The 18,445-nt window shown below is 47.5% G+C and carries 17 protein-coding genes; 8 read left to right on the top strand and 9 right to left on the bottom strand.

The features are described from left to right. Positions 1-62: 62 nt before the first annotated feature. The 4 genes from ACWA6V_RS03910 to ACWA6V_RS03895 all read right to left on the bottom strand — a co-directional run bounded on the left by ACWA6V_RS03910 (position 63) and on the right by ACWA6V_RS03895 (position 2,873). Positions 63-1,394, bottom strand: coding sequence for an ATP-binding protein (locus ACWA6V_RS03910; RefSeq protein ID WP_449521271.1), 1,332 nt, complete (start codon positions 1,392-1,394; stop codon positions 63-65). Between the two features lie 4 nt (positions 1,395-1,398). After that, positions 1,399-2,076 (bottom strand): response regulator transcription factor, encoded by a 678-nt coding sequence (locus tag ACWA6V_RS03905; RefSeq protein WP_449521270.1) that lies wholly within the window; start codon positions 2,074-2,076, stop codon positions 1,399-1,401. A 142-nt stretch (positions 2,077-2,218) separates the two neighbouring features. Then, the gene (locus ACWA6V_RS03900; RefSeq protein WP_449521269.1) at positions 2,219-2,527 is read right to left on the bottom strand and encodes a PepSY domain-containing protein; all 309 of its coding nucleotides are present in this window, start codon (positions 2,525-2,527) and stop codon (positions 2,219-2,221) included. Positions 2,528-2,564: 37 nt separating this feature from the next. Then, positions 2,565-2,873: a PepSY domain-containing protein gene (locus ACWA6V_RS03895; RefSeq protein WP_449521268.1), complete on the bottom strand. Its 309-nt coding sequence runs from the start codon at positions 2,871-2,873 to the stop codon at positions 2,565-2,567. Between the two features lie 398 nt (positions 2,874-3,271). Between ACWA6V_RS03895 and ACWA6V_RS03890 the strand changes: the two genes are divergently transcribed. From ACWA6V_RS03890 to ACWA6V_RS03865, 6 genes are all read left to right on the top strand, one after another. Continuing rightward, positions 3,272-5,179, top strand: coding sequence for an alpha/beta hydrolase family protein (locus ACWA6V_RS03890; protein ID WP_449521267.1), 1,908 nt, complete (start codon positions 3,272-3,274; stop codon positions 5,177-5,179). A 176-nt stretch (positions 5,180-5,355) separates the two neighbouring features. Then, a complete protein-coding gene (locus tag ACWA6V_RS03885) occupies positions 5,356-6,513 on the top strand; it encodes a glycosyltransferase (RefSeq protein ID WP_449521266.1) in 1,158 nt (385 codons plus the stop codon). A 44-nt stretch (positions 6,514-6,557) separates the two neighbouring features. After that, positions 6,558-7,550: a glycosyltransferase family 2 protein gene (locus ACWA6V_RS03880; RefSeq protein ID WP_449521265.1), complete on the top strand. Its 993-nt coding sequence runs from the start codon at positions 6,558-6,560 to the stop codon at positions 7,548-7,550. Positions 7,551-7,630: 80 nt separating this feature from the next. Next, positions 7,631-8,491: a PA4780 family RIO1-like protein kinase gene (locus tag ACWA6V_RS03875; RefSeq protein ID WP_331352093.1), complete on the top strand. Its 861-nt coding sequence runs from the start codon at positions 7,631-7,633 to the stop codon at positions 8,489-8,491. Between the two features lie 256 nt (positions 8,492-8,747). Next, entirely contained in the window at positions 8,748-9,113 is a 366-nt protein-coding gene (locus ACWA6V_RS03870) for a BlaI/MecI/CopY family transcriptional regulator (protein ID WP_449521264.1), read from the top strand. A 2-nt stretch (positions 9,114-9,115) separates the two neighbouring features. Next, positions 9,116-10,330, top strand: a complete 1,215-nt coding sequence (locus tag ACWA6V_RS03865) for a M56 family metallopeptidase (RefSeq protein ID WP_449521263.1) — start codon at positions 9,116-9,118, stop codon at positions 10,328-10,330. A gap of 52 nt (positions 10,331-10,382) precedes the next feature. Here ACWA6V_RS03865 and ACWA6V_RS03860 read toward each other — a convergent pair whose 3' ends face one another. Continuing rightward, a complete protein-coding gene (locus ACWA6V_RS03860) occupies positions 10,383-11,138 on the bottom strand; it encodes an SDR family NAD(P)-dependent oxidoreductase (RefSeq protein ID WP_449521262.1) in 756 nt (251 codons plus the stop codon). A gap of 135 nt (positions 11,139-11,273) precedes the next feature. On the opposite strand from ACWA6V_RS03860, the gene ACWA6V_RS03855 reads away from it, so the two are divergent. Together ACWA6V_RS03855 and ACWA6V_RS03850 are read left to right on the top strand one after the other, a co-directional pair. Next, on the top strand, positions 11,274-12,179 hold the full coding sequence (locus ACWA6V_RS03855) for a LysR family transcriptional regulator (protein ID WP_449521261.1): 906 nt from the start codon (positions 11,274-11,276) through the stop codon (positions 12,177-12,179). Further along, entirely contained in the window at positions 12,179-12,949 is a 771-nt protein-coding gene (locus ACWA6V_RS03850) for a hypothetical protein (protein ID WP_449521260.1), read from the top strand. The genes ACWA6V_RS03855 and ACWA6V_RS03850 overlap by 1 nt, the downstream gene beginning before the upstream one ends. Here ACWA6V_RS03850 and ACWA6V_RS03845 read toward each other — a convergent pair. The 4 genes from ACWA6V_RS03845 to ACWA6V_RS03830 form a co-directional block, all read right to left on the bottom strand. Beyond that, positions 12,946-14,304 carry a sensor histidine kinase gene (locus ACWA6V_RS03845; protein ID WP_449521259.1) on the bottom strand — a complete coding sequence of 453 codons (1,359 nt, stop codon included), beginning with the start codon at positions 14,302-14,304 and terminating at the stop codon, positions 12,946-12,948. The two genes, ACWA6V_RS03850 and ACWA6V_RS03845, sit on opposite strands and share 4 nt — an antisense overlap. 1 nt (position 14,305) lies before the next feature. Further along, complete coding sequence (locus ACWA6V_RS03840) at positions 14,306-15,691, bottom strand: sigma-54-dependent transcriptional regulator (protein ID WP_449521258.1); 1,386 nt, start codon at positions 15,689-15,691, stop codon at positions 14,306-14,308. A 30-nt stretch (positions 15,692-15,721) separates the two neighbouring features. Further along, positions 15,722-16,771, bottom strand: a complete 1,050-nt coding sequence (locus ACWA6V_RS03835) for a tetratricopeptide repeat protein (RefSeq protein WP_449521257.1) — start codon at positions 16,769-16,771, stop codon at positions 15,722-15,724. A gap of 92 nt (positions 16,772-16,863) precedes the next feature. Continuing rightward, on the bottom strand, positions 16,864-18,445 hold a 1,582-nt coding region (locus ACWA6V_RS03830; protein ID WP_449521256.1), incomplete at its 5' end, for an FtsX-like permease family protein.

Raw genomic sequence — 18,445 nt, 5'->3', positions numbered from 1 at the left:
AACCGGACGAATGCATGCCGCGCATAGAATTGTCTTCAGTGAAAGAGGATTTTTGGAGTGCCTCAGGATTTGGGGGCGGGTAGGCGAATTACAACCTGCAAGCCACCCAGTGGGCTTTCATGCAAGTTCAGTTCGCCTCTGCAATGCTCCACTATATCGCGCACTATGCCCAGCCCCAAACCGTGCCCCTGGATTTGTTCGTCAATACGCGCACCGCGATTGAGTACCTGGGTGCGCATGTCCGGTGCTATGCCAGGGCCATCATCATCGATAGTCAGGATAAAATAATTATTTTCTTGCTGGATAGTGAGCATCACTTTTTGCTGCGCCCACTTGCAGGCGTTATCAAGCAGATTGCCGAGCAATTCCAGCATATCCTGCCGGTCCCAGGGCAGTCGCAGATTATCCGCCGCTGACCAGTTAATCGTTAAATTGCGCCCGTGAATTTGTGCGAGTGTACTAACCAAATCCGGTAATTCGACGGCACATGTAAAATAAGCACCAGGCAGCGCTTCACCTGCAAGACGCGCGCGCCCCAATTCGCGGCTGATGCGCTCTTGCATATGCGTAAGTTGGTTGCGCAAATTATCGCGCAGTTCTTGGTGGCTATTTAATTCCTGGCGATTAGCGAGGCTGAATAAAATTGCAAGCGGGGTTTTTAAGGCGTGGCCGAGATTACCCAACGCGTTGCGCGAGCGAGTGAGGTTGTCTTCAGTGTGCTGTAACAGGTGATTAATTTGTTGCACCAGCGGCTGCAATTCCTGCGGCAACTGCGCATCCAGCTGCGTTCGCTGCCCCTGCTGCAGTTGGGCAATTTGCTCGCGGACCTGCTCTAACGGCTGCAGTGCACGTGCAACAAAATAACGCTGCAATAACACCAGGAGAAGTAGTGCCCCCAAGCCAATGCCGCCGCCGATTAATTGTACACGGCGAAAGCTGTCGAGCATGGGTGTGTAATCTTGCGCAACCACTATGGCGATATTTTTTCCGAAGCGGCGATAGTCAGTGCGTACAATCAACAACTGCTGTTTCTGTGGCCCCTGCACCAATTCGTTCATCAAGCCTTGTTGCTCAGGTTCAGGTAGTGAATAGTCCCATGAGGAGCGTGAGCGCCATTGTTGATCGTCAAGGTGAATGCAAAAATAATGGCCGGAAAACGGGCGATGATATGCTGCAGAGACATGCCGCTGATCTAACTCAATACCGTCGGCCCCGCGCGCGAGTGCCGCGACTAATAACTCAGCTTCATCATGTAGGTGATTATCGAGATAGCGGCGCAAACCCTGATCAAAAAGCCACAGACTCATTTGCGCAAGCACCAGTCCCACCAAAATCAGCACCGCAATCAAGCTGAGGCTCAGCCGCTGCTGGATAGAATTCAGTGCGCGCATCATGGGCCTATTTATCATTATTATCGATGCCAATAAAACGATAACCTTGTCCGCGTTTGGTTTCGGTCGCCGTTTTGCCGAGTTTGCTGCGCAAGTGATTGACATGCACTTCAATTACATTGGAATCGCGCTCGCTTTCGCCATTGTAAAGATGGTCATTGAGTTGGCTTTTGGAAATAATTTTTCCACAGTGCAGCATAAAATAACGCAGCAAGCTGAATTCGGCGGCGGTCAGTTCAATTTCCTCACCCGCTTTAATAACGCGCTGTTGGGACTCATCTAACTGCAATCCCGCTACATCTAATTGCGGCTGGTTAACCTGCCCATGAGCACGGCGCAAGAGTGCTTGAATGCGCAGTTGCAACTCTTCCGGATGAAATGGCTTGGTGAGGTAATCATCAGCACCGGCTTTTAAACCATCGATGCGCTCAGCCCAATGATCGCGCGCAGTGAGAATTAATACCGGGCGATTCATTCCCGTTGCGCGCCACTCGCGCAAAATTTCCAAGCCGGATTTACCGGGCAAACCTAAATCCAACAAAATTAAATCATAAGGTTCACTGGCGCCTTGGTAGAGCGCATCGCGGCCATCGGCCAACCAATCCACTGCGTAACCGGCGCGCTGTAAATCGGCTGTGAGTTCGTCGGCGAGGGCAACATTATCTTCAACAATTAATAAACGCATGAAGGAACCTGTTAAAAACGTTTACGGTGCAGTTATGGCTAGGCAAATTTGATCGAAAAAGCGGAGTTTATAAATAATAAATGAGCATTTTGAGATTAAATTTAACGACGCCAGAACAAATAAGTTAGTTTTTCAGAGGTTACTAATCGTCTTCCTCGTCTTTTAGAATAGTTCCTGTGTGCGCATCAAATTCGAGTTCGCGAACTACGCCGTCGCGCGTCGCGAGCTCTACCTCATAAATATAAATATCGTCGTCTTCTTCCAGTTCTACTTCGAGCAAGCTGGAGTGCGGGTGACGTTGTGCTACTAATTCCAGTAATTTTTCCAATGGGATAATGCGCCCCTGCTCGCGCAGGCGCAGGGCTTCGTCTTGCGAAAGGTCGCGCGCGCTGACCCCAAGGGTGAGCGCGGCGAGAAAAACATAAAGTGCGATACGCGTAATGGTTTGCATCAAATGCTATTCATTAAAAAATCAATAAAAGGGGAACTTAATCATCCTGATGGTTTTTGAGGATCTGGCCGTTAGTCGCGTCCAATTCCAGATCCCACTCAAGACCCTGGGCATCAACTACTTCCAGTTGATAAACATAGCGGCCCCATTCGTTTTCCAGCTCGGTTTCGCGGATTACACCGCCGGGATGTTGCGCCAGTGCCAATTCGTTGAGTTTCTCAAACGATTGAATAGTACCAGAATCGCGCAGTTTCAGCGCCTCATCCGGCCCCAGGTCACGCGCTTGTGCGCTTACGGCAAGGGTAAAAAAACTGGCAATCAGTAAGTACTTAGGGGTAGTTTTCATGGTAAAGCTCCTGCAGCGGTGAATGGACAAAGTGTGTTTCAACGCTGATCAGATTAAACAGGCTCACTTAAACCAAACTTAATTTACGCCAGCGCTATTTAGCAGGGCTGTGAGATAAGTGCATTGACGCCTAAATCGGGCTTGTAGATACTGCGCGGGGAGCTATTGAATGATCAATACTCCTCACTTTTTACTCTGCAAGCCCCATGGCAACCAATCCCCGGTAGCTAAAAGACCTGATGAACATACACAGGGGGCAAGGAGTTCAGGTTGTTTGATTTACAGGTACAACATTTCACTACGTTGTAACTATAAATAAACGTGGAAATAAATATTAATTTTGAATGGAACACAGGATGAATCTTTTTTTGCGCTATATCATATCCAGGCTACTTTTTTTGTTTTGCCTCGTTACCCTTCCCGTTCAAGCCAGTATTTCATTAAGCGAATATGGCGCATTGCCTAGTGTTGGTATGGTGGCTATTTCGCCCAATGGGGATTTAGTGGCTTTTCGCAAAGTTGCTGGCAAGCAGGACACTGTCCATGTTGTATCTATTAAAGACAAAAAACAGGTCTTTGCACTGGATGTGTCAAAAATACAACCAGGGGGAATTTATTTTTTTAATGATGAACAACTCTTTTTACGTGTATCGGAATACACAAGGGTTGCAGGTTTTAGAGGAAAGTTCGATCTAAGTACTGCATTTGTTCTTAACATCAAAGATAAAAAGATTCGCCAGCTATTAACACCGGGCGAAAAAATTCTGGCAGGGCAAACAGGATTGGGGAATGTGGTAGGGATAACCCCCGATGGCCAATATGCACTAATGCCGGCTTATTCTCCAGTTGATAACCATTTTCCCACACCTACATATTCACTCTACAAAGTTAGTCTCCAAAAGAAGCATATAAAGTCGATTCAAGCTGGTGACAGTAACACGCAAGATTTTTTTGTTAATCGTGAAGGAAAAGCCATTGTTCAGGAAGAGTATGACGATAGAAATAACGAGCACAAAATTCTTGCGCTGAATGATGGTAAATGGATAGAAATTTTTAAAGAAAAAACCCCGGTTAAGAATAAATCTTTTGTTGGTCTGACACAGGATTTTCAATCATTGGTGATGTTGACCGATGATGAAAAAACTGGGCGCACCAGTTATTACACCATGAGCCTGAAGGATGGCGCTATTACAGGCCCACTGTTGGGGCGTAATGATGCAGATATTGAAAGTGTAATCACTGACATGCAACGAGTGGTCTACGGTGTTCGATATTCAGGGTTTAACCCTAGCTATGCATTTTTTGATAAAAAGATCGAAAAAAAAATGAATGATATTCAACAGCAATTTCCTGGCCAATCGGTGTGGTTAGCAGATTGGACACCTGACTGGCAAAAAATTGTAATCAAAGTTGAAGGGTCAGATTATCCAGAAGACTATTTCCTGTTCGACAGCAATAGTCAGCTTAGTTTTTTAACGTCGGCGCGCCCTGCATTTCAACCTGAGGATATTAATCCGATTGGCATATCTAACTATGCGGCTCGCGACGGCTTAAAAATCCCGACGCTGCTTACCATTCCTCGAACCAAGTCGAATGCTATCAAAAATTTACCGGCAGTGATTTATCCTCACGGAGGCCCTGCGTTCCACGATACTATTGGTTTTGATTATTTTGCACAGGCTCTGGCCGCCCAAGGTTATTTGGTAATTCAACCCCAATTTCGCGGTTCAACGGGTTTTGGCTCCGAACACTATGTCGCCGGGCACGGTGAGTGGGGGAAAAAAATGCAGGATGATCTGAGTGATGCAGTAAAGCATTTTACCAGCAAAGGGATGATTGATCCTAAACGTGTTTGTATTGTTGGGGCAAGCTACGGCGGTTACGCCGCATTAGCTGGTGGTGCATTTACGCCAGACTTGTACAAATGTGTGGTATCTATCAATGGTATAGGTGATCTTAATGGCATGCTCGCGTGGGATAAAAACCAACACGGCAGTAATAGTGAAGTGGCGGATTACATGGCAATGCAATTTGCCAACGGCGAAGTAGACAAAAAAGCGTTGGAGAAAATGTCGCCAGAAAATTATGCCGATAATTTTGCTGCTCCCGTGTTATTGATTTACTCCACCAATGATAAACGTGTTCCGCCTAAACAATCAGAACAAATGTTAAAGGCGCTAAAAAAACAACAAAAACCGGCAATTGCGCTTGAACTTGAAGGTGAAAACCATCACTTACTGGAAGGCGAAACCCGCACCCAAGCGCTAGAGGCAACGGTGAATTTTGTTCGCCAACACTTGCAATAATCCAATCGCCATAAGCGCACCCTAAACCGGTGCGCTTTTTTTATCCTCTGAATCTTTTAACAATCCCGCACAAAATTTCACAACTCTCCCGCCGCGATATTTCTATACTCGCGCCCCAACAGGGTTGTGCTCTTCCGTAGCAAGCCGCAACCCGCCATACTGATGCGGTATCCCTTATGAATAGCTCCCTCGCGGCACAGCGTCCACTCAAAGTCGTGCATTTTGTCACCGGGGGTTTTACCGGTTCCACCAAAGTCGCCATCGACCTGATTCGGGCGGCGAAAAATAATCCCGCCTTTTCTTCTATGTTGGTGCTGCGCAAAAAATCGTCCACCGATCAAGCGCGCGTCAACCAACTTCAGACTGAAGGTATTTCACTCAAACTGGTTGCAGGTTGGTCGCACCTGGCAACCATTATCGAATTAGTGCGCATCTGCCGCGAATACCAACCGGATATTCTCGTCACCCACGGTTTTAGTGAACATCTCTGGGGTAGATATGCGGGTTTGATCGCGCGGGTTCCGCATTTAATTCATGTCGAACACAATTCGCGCGAGCGCTATACGCCACTGCGTTTATTACAAGCGCGCTGGCTTGCGCATTACACCGATAAAATTATTGGCTGCTCGGAAGGTGTACGGTCGCGTTTGCTGGAATTGGGTTTTCCCGCACATAAAATCATGGCGATCAATAACGGTATTCAGTTAGCAGATTACGCTAACGCCGATGCAGTTCCACTCGCTGAACGCATTCCCGGCATTATTATGCCAGCACGTTTTGCCAAACAAAAAGATCACGCGACATTGATTCGCGCAATTGCCCTGTTGCGCGATAAAAATATCATCGCGCCGGTATTTTTTGCCGGTGCTGGCAACAAGCGCCATATCGCCAAAGCAAAAAAATTGGTGGATGAGTTGCAGCTCAATGAACAAATTCACTTTGCCGGTCACTGCGGCAATTTACCGTTTTTATTAATGCGTCACCAACTTTGTGTGCTGAGCACACGCTATGAGGGCATGCCATTGACATTGGCCGAAGGCATGGCAGCTGGCTGTGCAGTAATAGGTTCCGCCGTGATTGGTGTGCAGGAAATGATTAACCACGGCCGCGATGGCTTGTTAGTAAAAGCTCAATGCGCCCACGCCATGGCCGACGCGATAGAAATTTTGTTGCACAATTCAACTTACGCACAAGTATTGGCACTGCAAGGGCGCCAGCGTGCACTCGCTGAATTCTCCCTCACACGCATGGCACAGACTTACGAACAGGTATTTTTGGGTTTGCAACAAACCGCAATTCCAGCATTGCCAGAGCAATTACTGCTGGAAAATTAATTTTCAACATTAATAGATTCCTGCTCGTAAAGGTGTAATTGATTGTGATCCACACGTCCAAACCCTGGCTCAGTATTTTAATTCCGGTGTACAACGTTGAGGCTTATCTGCGCGAGTGCCTTGAGTCAGTGGTGCTGCAAATAATGCCCGGCGTAGAAATTATCGTGCTCGATGATTGCTCCACCGATAGTTCACATCAATTGCTACAAGAATTTGCCGAAGACTCTATCGTTCCCATTACGATTCTGCGCCACGAATACAATCGCGGTTTAAGCGCCGCGCGCAATACCCTGCTCGACAATGCACGCGGCGATTATGTCTGGTTTCTGGATTCCGATGACGCACTTCATCCGGGAGCGATTGCCGAACTGCAACAGATCACCCGCCAGTATTTACCCGATTTGGTACTGTGCGATTTTCGTGTCTGGCGCGAGCAGCAACGCTGGAAGCATTTATGGCGCGGAGAAAATCACACCGCGACTTTTGCCGGTGCAAAACAACAATTGCTCACTGATCCACTGACATTATTTGAAGGGATTTATAAAGAGCGCAATTTGCATATTTGGTCAAAAATTTCCAAGCGCTCGCTCTGGGGTAGCGATTTACGTTTCCCGGAAGGGCGGGTAATGGAAGATATGGTAGTCACACCGCGCCTTGCACTGCGCGTGCAAACCTATTTTTACCAACCGAGTGTATGGGTCGCTTATCGTCAGCGCGAGGGCAGTATTTTATCCAGCTCCAATCAGAAAAAAATTGATGATATGTCCATCGCTTGCGCGGGTGTTTTGGAGTTATGGCTAAAACACTATCCACAGCTATCGCGTCGCGCGCGTTTTTATTTCAGTTATTTTTGTGTGAAAACCCATATTTGCGTCGCGCGCGATATGCGCAGTTTGCACAAGAATCCCACTCCGGATTTAAGCGTTTATCGCGCGCGTTTTTTTGAGCATATCGGTTGGGGCAAGCGCGAACTCTTCACGGAATACATCAAGCGCGGCTGGTTGTTGCGCCTGAAGCGTTTTGTGCAAGAGTACTGAGGCCAATTGCCAATCGTTTTTCCGGTAAATGGCTATGGGTGTTATCATGCGCACAACCCCAGCCCAGACCCCGAGCGCCGATGAAAATACCCAAACGCTTACAGCCATTAGTTGACGATGGCTTGATCGATGAAGTCCTGTTCCAGTTGATGAGCGGCAAAGAGGCGCAAGTCTTTGTCGTCCGCGCCAACGATGAAATCCGCTGCGCCAAAGTCTATAAAGAAGCGAATAAACGCAGCTTTAAACAGGCCGTGCAGTATCAAGAAGGCCGCACTGTGCGCAACTCGCGCCGCGCCCGCGCTATGTCCAAGGGCACGCGCTACGGGCAAAAAGAAGCGGAAGATGCCTGGTTGAATGCCGAGGTAGACGCTCTTTATCGCCTCGCCGAAGCCGGTGTGCGCGTACCCACCCCCTATTGGTTTTTGGAAGGTGTGCTGGTAATGGAGCTGGTTGTCGATGAAGACGGCGACCCGGCACCGCGCCTGGATGATGTCGCCTTTGACCCGGACACCGCCCGTGAATACCACGCCCAAATGATGATGGAAATCGTGCGCATGCTCTGCGCCGGTTTAGTCCACGGTGACTTGTCGGAATTTAACGTACTGGTTGATCACAGTGGCCCCGTGGTTATCGACCTGCCTCAAGCAGTAAATGCCGCTGGTAACAACAACGCCAAAATGATGCTCACGCGCGATGTGAATAATATGCGCGATTATTTTGGCCAGTATGCGCCGGATTTATTGGTCACCCATTACGCCGAAGAAATTTGGGATCTGTTTGAACACGGCAATCTGCACCCGAATGTCAAACTCACCGGCGAATTCGCCGAGAGCAACGTCGATGCCGATATCGCCACCATGATGCGTATCATCGAACACGCCAAAGCCGAAGAGGAAGACCGCAAAGAGCGCGAACGCATGGCGCGGGACGGGGAGTTTTAAGAACACACCGCAACCACACTGGCGATAATCTTATCGCCAGTGTTGCGCAAGACTTACAACATCATCCCCCACCCGACATTCCAATAGATTGCGTATTGATACAGCAATTACCCTCGCATAAAAGCTCTCCTAGCTATTTTTAACCAGCTGTCTGATCAACGCGCTCAAACAAATAATTTGCAACTACGTAAGTCTTCGTATATATTTTACGAAGACTTACGTAGATTGAATTATTTAATTTCCCCTGGAGCAAGCTATGGTTACACCAACACCCGCCGAATTGGATATTTTGCAAATTTTATGGGCTTGTGGTGAGGCTAAGGTTCAGGAGGTAAATGACAAGCTCAGCGAAAATAAACCGGTTGGCTACACCACTACCTTAAAAACCATGCAGATCATGGAGCAGAAAGGTTTATTGGGGCGCAAAAAAGATGGCAAGAGTCATATCTATTTTCCGCAGATTGCGCAGGCCGACACCCAAAGCTCCATGCTCGACAAACTACTGCAAAGTGCATTTGGCGGTTCCAAATCCCAACTGGTTATGCAACTACTCGGCAATAAAAAAGTCTCCCAAAAGGAGTTGGACGAGATCAAAACATTTCTCGAAAATCTGGATAAATAATCATGCAAACCATGTTGCACATCTTACGACAAGACTGGATTAATTCGCTCGGTTGGACGCTGCTACATTCACTATGGCAATACGCCATTATTGCTGCAAGTTGCGCACTGTTATTATTCTTTACCAAACATTTTTCCGCCAATACACGCTACCTGATTGCACTTGGCAGCTTGATGTTGAGTGCACTTATTAGCGCTATTACTTTCTATAATTATCAGCAAGCCAGTGCAGAAATTATTATACACTCGACCAAACAGGTTGCCGCCACACCGCTTTTTGCAGAGAAAAATTTATTTAATCTGGTGAGTTATATCAATGAGCACATCAATAGCCTTGTTGTTATCTGGCTGTGTGGATTTTTAGTCTACAGCCTTAAAGCGCTACAGGATTATCGTTACTGCCAACAGATTAAAAATCAGCACATCATCTCCACACCGGAACAATGGCAATCCCTATTTGCGACGCTTGTAACTAAGATTGGGGTTAACCCGAACATCGAATTGCGTATTTCCACATTGGCCATAGCGCCCTGTGCGATTGGCTATTTCAAACCGGTGATATTACTTCCATTGGCCGTATCAACAAGCATGAATCAACAGCAAATAGAAATGATTTTGCTCCATGAGCTTGCCCACGCGCGCCGTCAGGATTATGCAATCGGAATAGTGCAAACCATTATCAAAACCCTGTTCTTTTTTAACCCGTTTCTACGTTGGATTTCTAATCAAATAGATAAGGAGCGTGAACATGCTTGTGATGATATTGCAGTAGCAATTAGTAAGAATCCGGTTTTATTCGCCCATACATTAAAGGAGTTCGCCACTATGCACACTAACCAAAAAGCAACCATGAATATTACGGGCAATACATTATTATTAACTCGTATTACTCGTTTATTCGGCAACAACGCGCAAGTGACAAAATCAAAATACGGTGTATTAGCAAGCTTACTGATCATGATCTCAGGTTTAATCTTTACGCTCTGTGCCAACGCTAAACCTGAGAATGAAAAAACAATATCGCTCAATGTGGCAAATGTGGCGGTGCAAGAGGTGCTGCTTGAGGTTAATAAAAAATGTGACAGCAATGAAACACTGGCTGCAAATGCCAATGAGAAAATCACGTTGGTACTTGAAGATATATCCTGTAAACAGGCCATCCGACTGCTGAAGGATTTTGCCGAAGGAGCCGCAGGCGCGGAGCCAGCGAATCAATAAAGTCAAAACCAAGAAATGCATAACATCATTATGCATTTCTTGGACTCTGGATTTACAGCATCATCCCGCCCGACACCTCAATGCGCTGCGCATTGATCCAGCGATTGCTCTCGGATAAGAGCGACGCAATCATCGGCCCTATATCGTCCGGTAAACCCACACGGCCCAAGGCTGTCATTGCAGCGACTTGCTGGTTGAGCTCATTGTTGTCCCGCACCCGGCCGCCGCCAAAATCGGTTTCGATTGCACCTGGTGCAACCACATTGACCGCAATACCACGCGCGCCCAATTCTTTTGCCATATAGCGGCTCAACACTTCTATGCCACCTTTCATCGCCGCGTAAGCCGCGTAGCCCGGATAACAAAAACGTGCAAGACCGGTGGAAATATTCACAATGCGGCCGCCATCTTTAATCAGCGGCAACAATTTTTGCGTGAGAAAAAAAGTGCCTTTCAAATGGATATTCATCAGCAGATCAAACTGCTCTTCGGTGGTTTCTGCAAAACTCGCGTGAATACCTATGCCCGCGTTATTGATTAAAAAATCGAAGTTGTCGCGCTGCCATTTTGACGATAAAAGCGCGCCTAACTGATAAGCAAAGGCCGCAAAGTTTTTGCTATTGCCCACATCCAATTGCAGCGTGGCCGCTTGCACGCCCAATGCCTGCACTTCAGCCACTACCGCTTCTGCTTCGGCCTGCTTGCTGTTGTAAGTGAATATGATATCGACACCTTGTTTAGCCAGTGCCAATACGGTGTTTTTGCCCAACCCACGGCTGCCGCCGGTAACCAATGCAATCTTGTTCATATCTGCCTCGTAGCGTTACAAATCGTTTCAAAAGGGAAATCTGTTGACGAGGTCAGTGTATTACTCAGATATTTTTCGATAAATCAGCAAATACTGATTAGACTGTTTGGATAATACGAACAATTGGTAGGGTTTATGAATCGATTAGATGCCATGCAAAGTTTTGTGCGGGTGGCCGAACTCGCCAGTTTTACCAAGGCGGCCGATAGCCTCGGCCTGCCCAAAGCGAGTGTCTCCACCTCGATACAGCAGTTGGAAAGCCTGCTGAATACACGCCTGTTGCACCGCACCACGCGCAAGGTGCAACTGACGCAAGACGGCCAGGTGTATTACGAGCGCTGCAAGGATTTGTTGGCCGATATGGATGAGCTGGAAGGTTTGTTCCAGCAGGGCGCGAGCAATTTAAGCGGCCGTTTGCGCGTGGATATGCCGAGCGGTATGGCCAAGATGCGGGTGATTCCGCGCCTGCCTGAATTACTGGCGCAACACCCGCAACTACAAGTGGAGATCAGCAGCACCGACCGGCGCGTGGATGTTATCCGCGAGGGATTTGATTGTGTGGTTCGCGTTGGCAAACTCAGCGACTCATCGCTGATCGCGCGGCCACTCGGAAAAGTGGAATTGCTCAACTGTGTCAGCCCTAACTACATCGCACAGTTTGGTACACCGCAAACACTGGATGATTTAGCCAATCACCAACTGGTTCACTATGTCACTACACTTGGCAGCAAATCGCCCGGATTCGAATACACTGAACAAGGCGACGTAAAATTTATTGCGATGGCGGGCAATATTACGGTGAATAATTCCGATGCCTATAGTGCTGCTTGCTTGGCAGGTTTTGGTATCGCGCAAATTCCTCGCATAGGGGCGCAGGATTATTTGGCACAGGGAAAATTGGTCGAAGTATTAAAAAATTATCGCGCAGAGGCCATGCCAGTTTCACTTATTTATCCCAATCGACGCAACCTCTCGCGCCGTGTGCAGGTATTTATGGATTGGATTACAACGCTCATGAACGATTATGTGGATTCCAAATAATGACAACAAACATCTGCCCCAAATGTCGTTATCAACGGCAAACAATTGATCATAATATCCATCCGGATATCTGCCCCAGCTGCGGCATTGTGTACAGCAAATTTATTGCAAAACACTCGCCAGAAAATCCAGCGTATGATTCTGAACCTGAAGCTGAAATTTCCATAGAAATGGAAACAGCCATAACACTGCGCCAACAATTAATTGCCGCGTGTTTATTTGTACCCGAACGCATTGATGCAGGTGCATTCTGGGCGCGGGTTGCCTGTCTGGTCGCATTTACAGTTTGGGGTGGATATTTTATTACCGCTGGAGTGGACTGGGAAAAAATTGGCAGTTCGTTTATGCACAATATCAATTTGCCTTTTCACGAATTCGGTCATGTTTTATTTATGCCGTTCGGTGAATTTTTGATGATCCTCGGGGGCAGTTTATTTCAAGTTTTGTTACCACTCGCGCTCACGTGCGTATTTGTGTTTAAACAGAGCGACACCTTTGCCGGCAGCATTACGCTCTGGTGGTGCGGGCAAAGTTTTATCGATGTTTCACCCTATATCGCCGATGCCGAATATCGCGCATTACCCTTAGTGGGTGGCGGCGGTGAAGAGTCGCACGACTGGGGAAATTTACTGACTATGATGGATGCGCTGGATAACACGCACGCGATTGCAAATTGCAGTTTTGGAATTGGAGCCATATTGATTATTGTGGCGCTGGTGTGGGGCGGGTGGATTCTTAAACTTCAGCAGAAAAATATTGTTCCTATTTAGGATTGATTGAATTGAAGTGGCAATTCAATACTGGCACAACAGCCACCCGAATTCTGATTGTTCAGGGCCAAGTTACTCAGTGATAATCGGCCATTATGCGCTTCAATAATCTGACGGCATAGCACGAGGCCTATACCAGAACCCTGTTTTTTGGTGCTGTAGAAAGGCACAAATAAATTATCCGGATTGCTGATGCCACTGCCCTGGTCACAAATATCCAGTTTGAAAAACTGACGGCTAACAGCCCAGCGAATCGTAATGGTGCTGCCGGGATTGTTGGGATTGGCGAGTGCAGTAGCTTCAACCGCATTCTTGATCAGGTTTATCAACACTTGTTCAAACTGCACCGGGTCGAGCTGCAGGATAAAATCGCGCTCGGCTTCTATGGTTATGGGTTGGTGATTAAACAGGGCGACAATTTTTTCAACCAGCGGGCGAATCGATAGCGGTTGGGTTTGCGGTTCAGGTAATTTGGCGAGTTGTTTATAACTATCCACAAATTGGCTCAAGCCCTTGGCGCGCTCGCTAATAATCCCCAGCCCTTCACGCAAATTGCCAATAACATCGGCATGCTGTGCATCGCGCTCAAGCAAGCGTTGCAAGGTTTGGCTAATTGAGGCAATGGGTGAAAGTGAGTTGTTGATTTCATGGCTGATGACCCGCACCAGATCTTGCCAGGCTTTGCGTTCTTCGCTGCGCAACAGCGTGCGGATATCGGTAATAAATAACAATTTGTGCTGTTTACCGTCATCGCGGAATTCTTCCACGTACACATTAAATCGCCCCTGCTGATAACCGAGCGATAATTCCACTACCTGATGGCAGCCGCTGGTAAGCTCTTGCACAAACGCGAGCTGTTGCAACAATTCCCGGTTGGTGAGCGAATTTTTTAACTGCAACAAATTTTCAGCCGCCGGATTTAAAAAGCGAATTTGGTTGTCTTGGTTAAGTGCAATGATCGCAACATCAATATGCTCAATGATCATGCGCAATAACAACTGGCTTTCAACCGATTCCCAGCGCTGTTGGCTCAGGCGTTTAGCCAAACCGTTAATCGCAACCACCAATTCATCCAGGGCACTGTTGTTTTGGTCAGTGCGGGCGCGCAGGGTGTAATCGCCCTGAATCAAAGCCTCTAATAAATTACTGATGCTGCGAAATTGGTAGGACAGTTTTTGGTAGACAGAATAACAACTGAACAAAATCACCAAGCCGCCGATTAAACCGGTCAACAAAATTAACCATATTGAAATATTGGCGAGTACCATCACCCATAGTAATAACAGCAGCAATGGCAGTGAGGCCAGCAGCACCAGGCGAATTAAATGAGCCTCAAATGGACGCCGTTTATGCATATCAGGTTTTTAATTTTTCCAGTCGACGATAAAACGCACTGCGGCTAAACCCGAGTGAGTCGGCCGCTTTAACTGCATCGCCATTAAAATAGGCGAGGCGCTGCACGATAATATCCTGTTCGATTTCTTCCATAACCCGCAAATCCTGCGTTGCAGATTGATTTTGGATTGGTGTTGACGCGAGTGTTTGTGCCGCATTCGTTAAGCCAAGGTCACGCAAATGAATACGCTCACCTTTACACAAAATCTGCGAACGTTCCATGACATGGCCCAGCTCGCGCACATTACCCGGCCATGGATAAGCTTTCAGTGCAGCTTCCGCCTCTGGTGCTATAGCCAGCGGCGCGCGCGCATACTTAGTTGCGGCCTTGGCGAGAAATGCAGTGGCCAGCGGAATAATATCTTCAACGCGTTTGCGCAGGGGCGGGATTTCTATTTCCACGGTATTGATACGATAGAGCAAATCTTTGCGGAATTTCCCTTCGCTGACTGCTGCGTTTAAATCGCAATTGGTGGCGGTGATTAAACGGAAATTGGTGTGTTGGGTTTTGCTGGAACCGACTTTTTCAAATTGTTTTTCTTCCAGCACGCGCAGTAATTTTCCCTGCTGTGAATAGGGAGTATTGGCAATTTCATCGAGAAACAGCGTGCCTTCATCGGCCAATTCAAAACGACCAATGCGGGTTGCCTTGGCGTCGGTAAATGAACCTTTCACATGGCCAAACATTTCGCTTTCAAACAGCGATTCAGTTACCGCGCCCATATTTACCGAAATCAGCGCTGCATCACTGCGCCCAGAGAGTTGATGCAGATAGCGCGCAAACAGACTTTTACCAGTGCCATTTTCACCGGTGAAGATAACACTGGCATCGCTGCCTGCCACATGCTGGATAGTATTCAGCATATTCACGGTGAGTGCAGACCTGGCCACTATCGCACCATTGAGATTGGCCTCTTCACGCAGCAATTGATTTTGTTGCAACAATTTTTGCGTTTGTTTTTCTGCATCGGCCAATTTACTTTGGTTATTGATAATTGCCAGCAGTCGATCATTTTCCCATGGCTTCTGGATAAAATCATTGGCACCTTTTTTAATAGCACTGACCGCGACTTCAATCGTGCCCCAACCAGTCATCACCACTATCGGCACCAGCTCATCCATGGCGCGAATGGCGCTGATCAGTTTCAACCCTTCATCGCCCGAGGTGGTATCAGCTGAGTAATTTAAATCCATCAAAATACAGCGAATATCTTCGTGGCTAAGCACCGCCAGCGCCTGCTCCGGTGAGCTGATCGCAATAGGTGCAAAACCTTCCGAGCGCAACAACATAGTTAATGCGGAAAGAATGCCCTCGTCATCATCGACTACCAGAATTGTTTTTTTCATTGGGTTCCCGGTTTTTTAACAAGGGTTGTATTAGTGCGCTTTTATACCCGCTTCAAAGCGTTTGGTAAATTCGGGATTTTTCTTATAGTCTTCAGTTTGAATTTGTTTAACCAGCTGCGCGTATTTATCATTATTGCCATTGGCTTTGTAAGCCTGTGCCAGACTCCAGCTTGACCAAAAATAATGCTGATCATGCGGGTTGTTGTTTTTCTGTTTATATTCTTCCATTAATTCAATGCTGCGCCGGATATCCTGCTTTTCAGCCAATAGAATTTCCCCTAGCTGCAACAGGCTGTCGTTAACATACCATTTGTTTTCCAATGTTGCAGGTTTGTTGCGCAACGACTCATACAAGGGCATGGCATGCGCCAGCTGTTTTTTGTCCCGATAAAAACGCGCCAGCTCATATTGATTGCGCGCCGATTGAAATTGTTGTTGGCTTAACTTATCTGCCAATACCATAGCGGCATCAGATTTTCCCTCTTTCTCTAATAGAAATACACGATAGATATTGGCATCTTCGGGTGAGAGTTTATCCAGACGCGCCAGCAATTCATCGCCCTTTTTACTGGAGCCGCCGGCAAAACCAGGGGCTTCAAAATAAAAGCGCATGGCGGATACCAGAGCATGGGTATTTTCGGGGAATTGTTGTACCGCCGCCTCATAGTGCGCAATGCATTTTTTCGCCAAACCCAAAGCCGAAAACATGGATGACTGCTGCGCTTGATTGCAATAGATATCACCTGCTAACACTATTTCTTCGGCACCGGTTGGCTCAATTGCCAACGCCGCTTCAATGTGCTCTACCGCTGCTTCAATTCGTCCCGTGTCTAGCGCGATTTTACTCAAGTAAATCAGTGAATCATTTTTTTGTGCAGGATTGGCCATCTGTTGGGTGAAATATTTTTCGGCTTCCTGATAGCTCCCTTGGGTGAAAGCGACTAAACCGGGATTGTCTGTTGCGCTAAGGGCACCTTCCTTGGCCTGTACATAGGTTGCAGCAGAGATGGCTAGGGTCACTAACATTACATGCGCCGACATTAAACGACAAAAATTTTGGAATGCATCTTGTTGTTTCATTGTGAAATTATTCCTTTGCTGTGATATTACAAACGCGACTGTTGGGACATTTCTTTGCGTAGTTGATTCACCGGCACACCGAAATATTGTTCTCATTCATAGCGCAAGGCATCACCGGGCTCCAGTTGTAAAGCACGCTTGGTTGGCAGATAAGTGGCAAGGATTACCACCCCGGCAACAACACTCACCATAATTGTTGTAACCAGGATTAAATCTGCTGCAGCGATACCGATTACATGTGCCATGGCAAACGCCATGGCACAACCTGCAGCAGCACCCGGTATGCCGCCCCACAATAATTGTTTGCCGCCCGTCCATAAAAATTGCCGTGTGATTTGTTCGTCCTGCGCGCCCAGTGCACGTTTTACGCCAATCTCTTGCGTGCGCTGGCTAATGGTGTTGGACATAACACCGTAAATTCCCGTTGCCGCAAGTACCACTGCCGCCAATCCAAAGATCATAAAAATCGTGCTGATAAAACGTATAGGCGCGCCATTGCGTTTCTTTTTGGTGGCGTAGTCTTCAATCTGAAACAGCGGCAATTCGGGGTCAATGGCGGCCACGGCATTGCGCAGTTTGCGCACAGCGCTGGCGCGATCGGTTTTCATTTCTACGGCGATAGTGAAATCACTTTTTGGTGTCTGGCTAAATGGCCGGAATACCGTCGGCATTTTTCCCGATGCGTTATTGGCATCGCCATAGAGTGTGTGATTCACCACACCAATAATAGTTAGCCATTGGTCAGCATGCCCGATGGCATCCACTACCCGTAGGCGTTTACCGAGCGCGGATTCATTGGGAAAATGTGCGGCAGCAAAACTGTCGGTGACAATGATTGATTTTTTTTCCAGACCTTCATCGCTGTTATCAAAATAGCGCCCCGCTTTTAATTCCACACCCAGTTTGGCAAGTGTACCGGGCGTAACCATAATGTAATTTACTTTTGGGTAGGCATTATTCTGCACCTGCGAATATTCTCTTCCCTCCAGTGCGATGCGCGGAGTCCAACCCCAGTCGGCGGGAAACATAGACGCAATCATCACTTTGCCGATACCAGGGCTATTTTCCAATTGCGCTACCAAGGCATTAATAAATTGGATTTTTTGCTCAGGTGTTTGGTACTGAACCTCTCTAAGCAAGGTGCGCGCCGTGAGCAGGTTATCGCTCTTTACACCAAAATCGGCGAAGGTAGCGCGGTAGGCACCCACCACCATAGTGGCTGCGGCAATCAATATCGTCATGGATAAAAAAATTTCACTGATCACCAATATCCGGTTGAGGCGGCCCGATTTTTTCCCTAGTGCACCGCGCGTTCCATCGCGCAATACGGCATTAAAATCGGCGCCGGAATTTTTCCAGGCGGGCAATAAACCCGTGGCTAAAATGGTGCCCAGCACAAAACCAAAAAAAATTTTCAGTGTGTAGGCATCTATCCCAAAGTCCCACCAAAATGCAGGCTTGTCGGTAAAAAAGGTGGCCACAGTTACCGCGGTCACTTCCAATCCCCAAGCCATCACCAGCAAACCGATCAAGCCACCGAGGCTGCAGATAATAGCGCTCTCCCACAACATTTGGCTGATTAGCCGCCCGCGCGGCGCGCCCAGCGCAACGCGGATTGCGGTTTCTTTATTGCGCTCTATCGCACGCGAATACAACAGGTTGCCAACATTAATG

The sequence above is a fragment of the Cellvibrio sp. genome, from assembly GCF_053579595.1.
The sequence above is the reverse complement of the archived record's forward strand: the minus strand, read 5'-3'. Positions and strand labels throughout refer to the sequence as shown.

What these genes read in the sequence shown, in the direction of transcription:
- ACWA6V_RS03900 (WP_449521269.1), bottom strand. Translation starts at nt 2,527, where the DNA reads ATGCAAACCATTACGCGTATCGCACTTTATGTTTTTCTCGCCGCGCTC.
- ACWA6V_RS03905 (WP_449521270.1), bottom strand. Translation starts at nt 2,076, where the DNA reads ATGCGTTTATTAATTGTTGAAGATAATGTTGCCCTCGCCGACGAACTC.
- ACWA6V_RS03895 (WP_449521268.1), bottom strand. Translation starts at nt 2,873, where the DNA reads ATGAAAACTACCCCTAAGTACTTACTGATTGCCAGTTTTTTTACCCTT.
- ACWA6V_RS03845 (WP_449521259.1), bottom strand. Translation starts at nt 14,304, where the DNA reads ATGCATAAACGGCGTCCATTTGAGGCTCATTTAATTCGCCTGGTGCTG.
- ACWA6V_RS03885 (WP_449521266.1), top strand. Translation starts at nt 5,356, where the DNA reads ATGAATAGCTCCCTCGCGGCACAGCGTCCACTCAAAGTCGTGCATTTT.
- ACWA6V_RS03875 (WP_331352093.1), top strand. Translation starts at nt 7,631, where the DNA reads ATGAAAATACCCAAACGCTTACAGCCATTAGTTGACGATGGCTTGATC.
- ACWA6V_RS03840 (WP_449521258.1), bottom strand. Translation starts at nt 15,691, where the DNA reads ATGAAAAAAACAATTCTGGTAGTCGATGATGACGAGGGCATTCTTTCC.
- ACWA6V_RS03850 (WP_449521260.1), top strand. Translation starts at nt 12,179, where the DNA reads ATGACAACAAACATCTGCCCCAAATGTCGTTATCAACGGCAAACAATT.
- ACWA6V_RS03910 (WP_449521271.1), bottom strand. Translation starts at nt 1,394, where the DNA reads ATGATGCGCGCACTGAATTCTATCCAGCAGCGGCTGAGCCTCAGCTTG.
- ACWA6V_RS03835 (WP_449521257.1), bottom strand. Translation starts at nt 16,771, where the DNA reads ATGAAACAACAAGATGCATTCCAAAATTTTTGTCGTTTAATGTCGGCG.
- ACWA6V_RS03870 (WP_449521264.1), top strand. Translation starts at nt 8,748, where the DNA reads ATGGTTACACCAACACCCGCCGAATTGGATATTTTGCAAATTTTATGG.
- ACWA6V_RS03855 (WP_449521261.1), top strand. Translation starts at nt 11,274, where the DNA reads ATGAATCGATTAGATGCCATGCAAAGTTTTGTGCGGGTGGCCGAACTC.
- ACWA6V_RS03860 (WP_449521262.1), bottom strand. Translation starts at nt 11,138, where the DNA reads ATGAACAAGATTGCATTGGTTACCGGCGGCAGCCGTGGGTTGGGCAAA.
- ACWA6V_RS03865 (WP_449521263.1), top strand. Translation starts at nt 9,116, where the DNA reads ATGCAAACCATGTTGCACATCTTACGACAAGACTGGATTAATTCGCTC.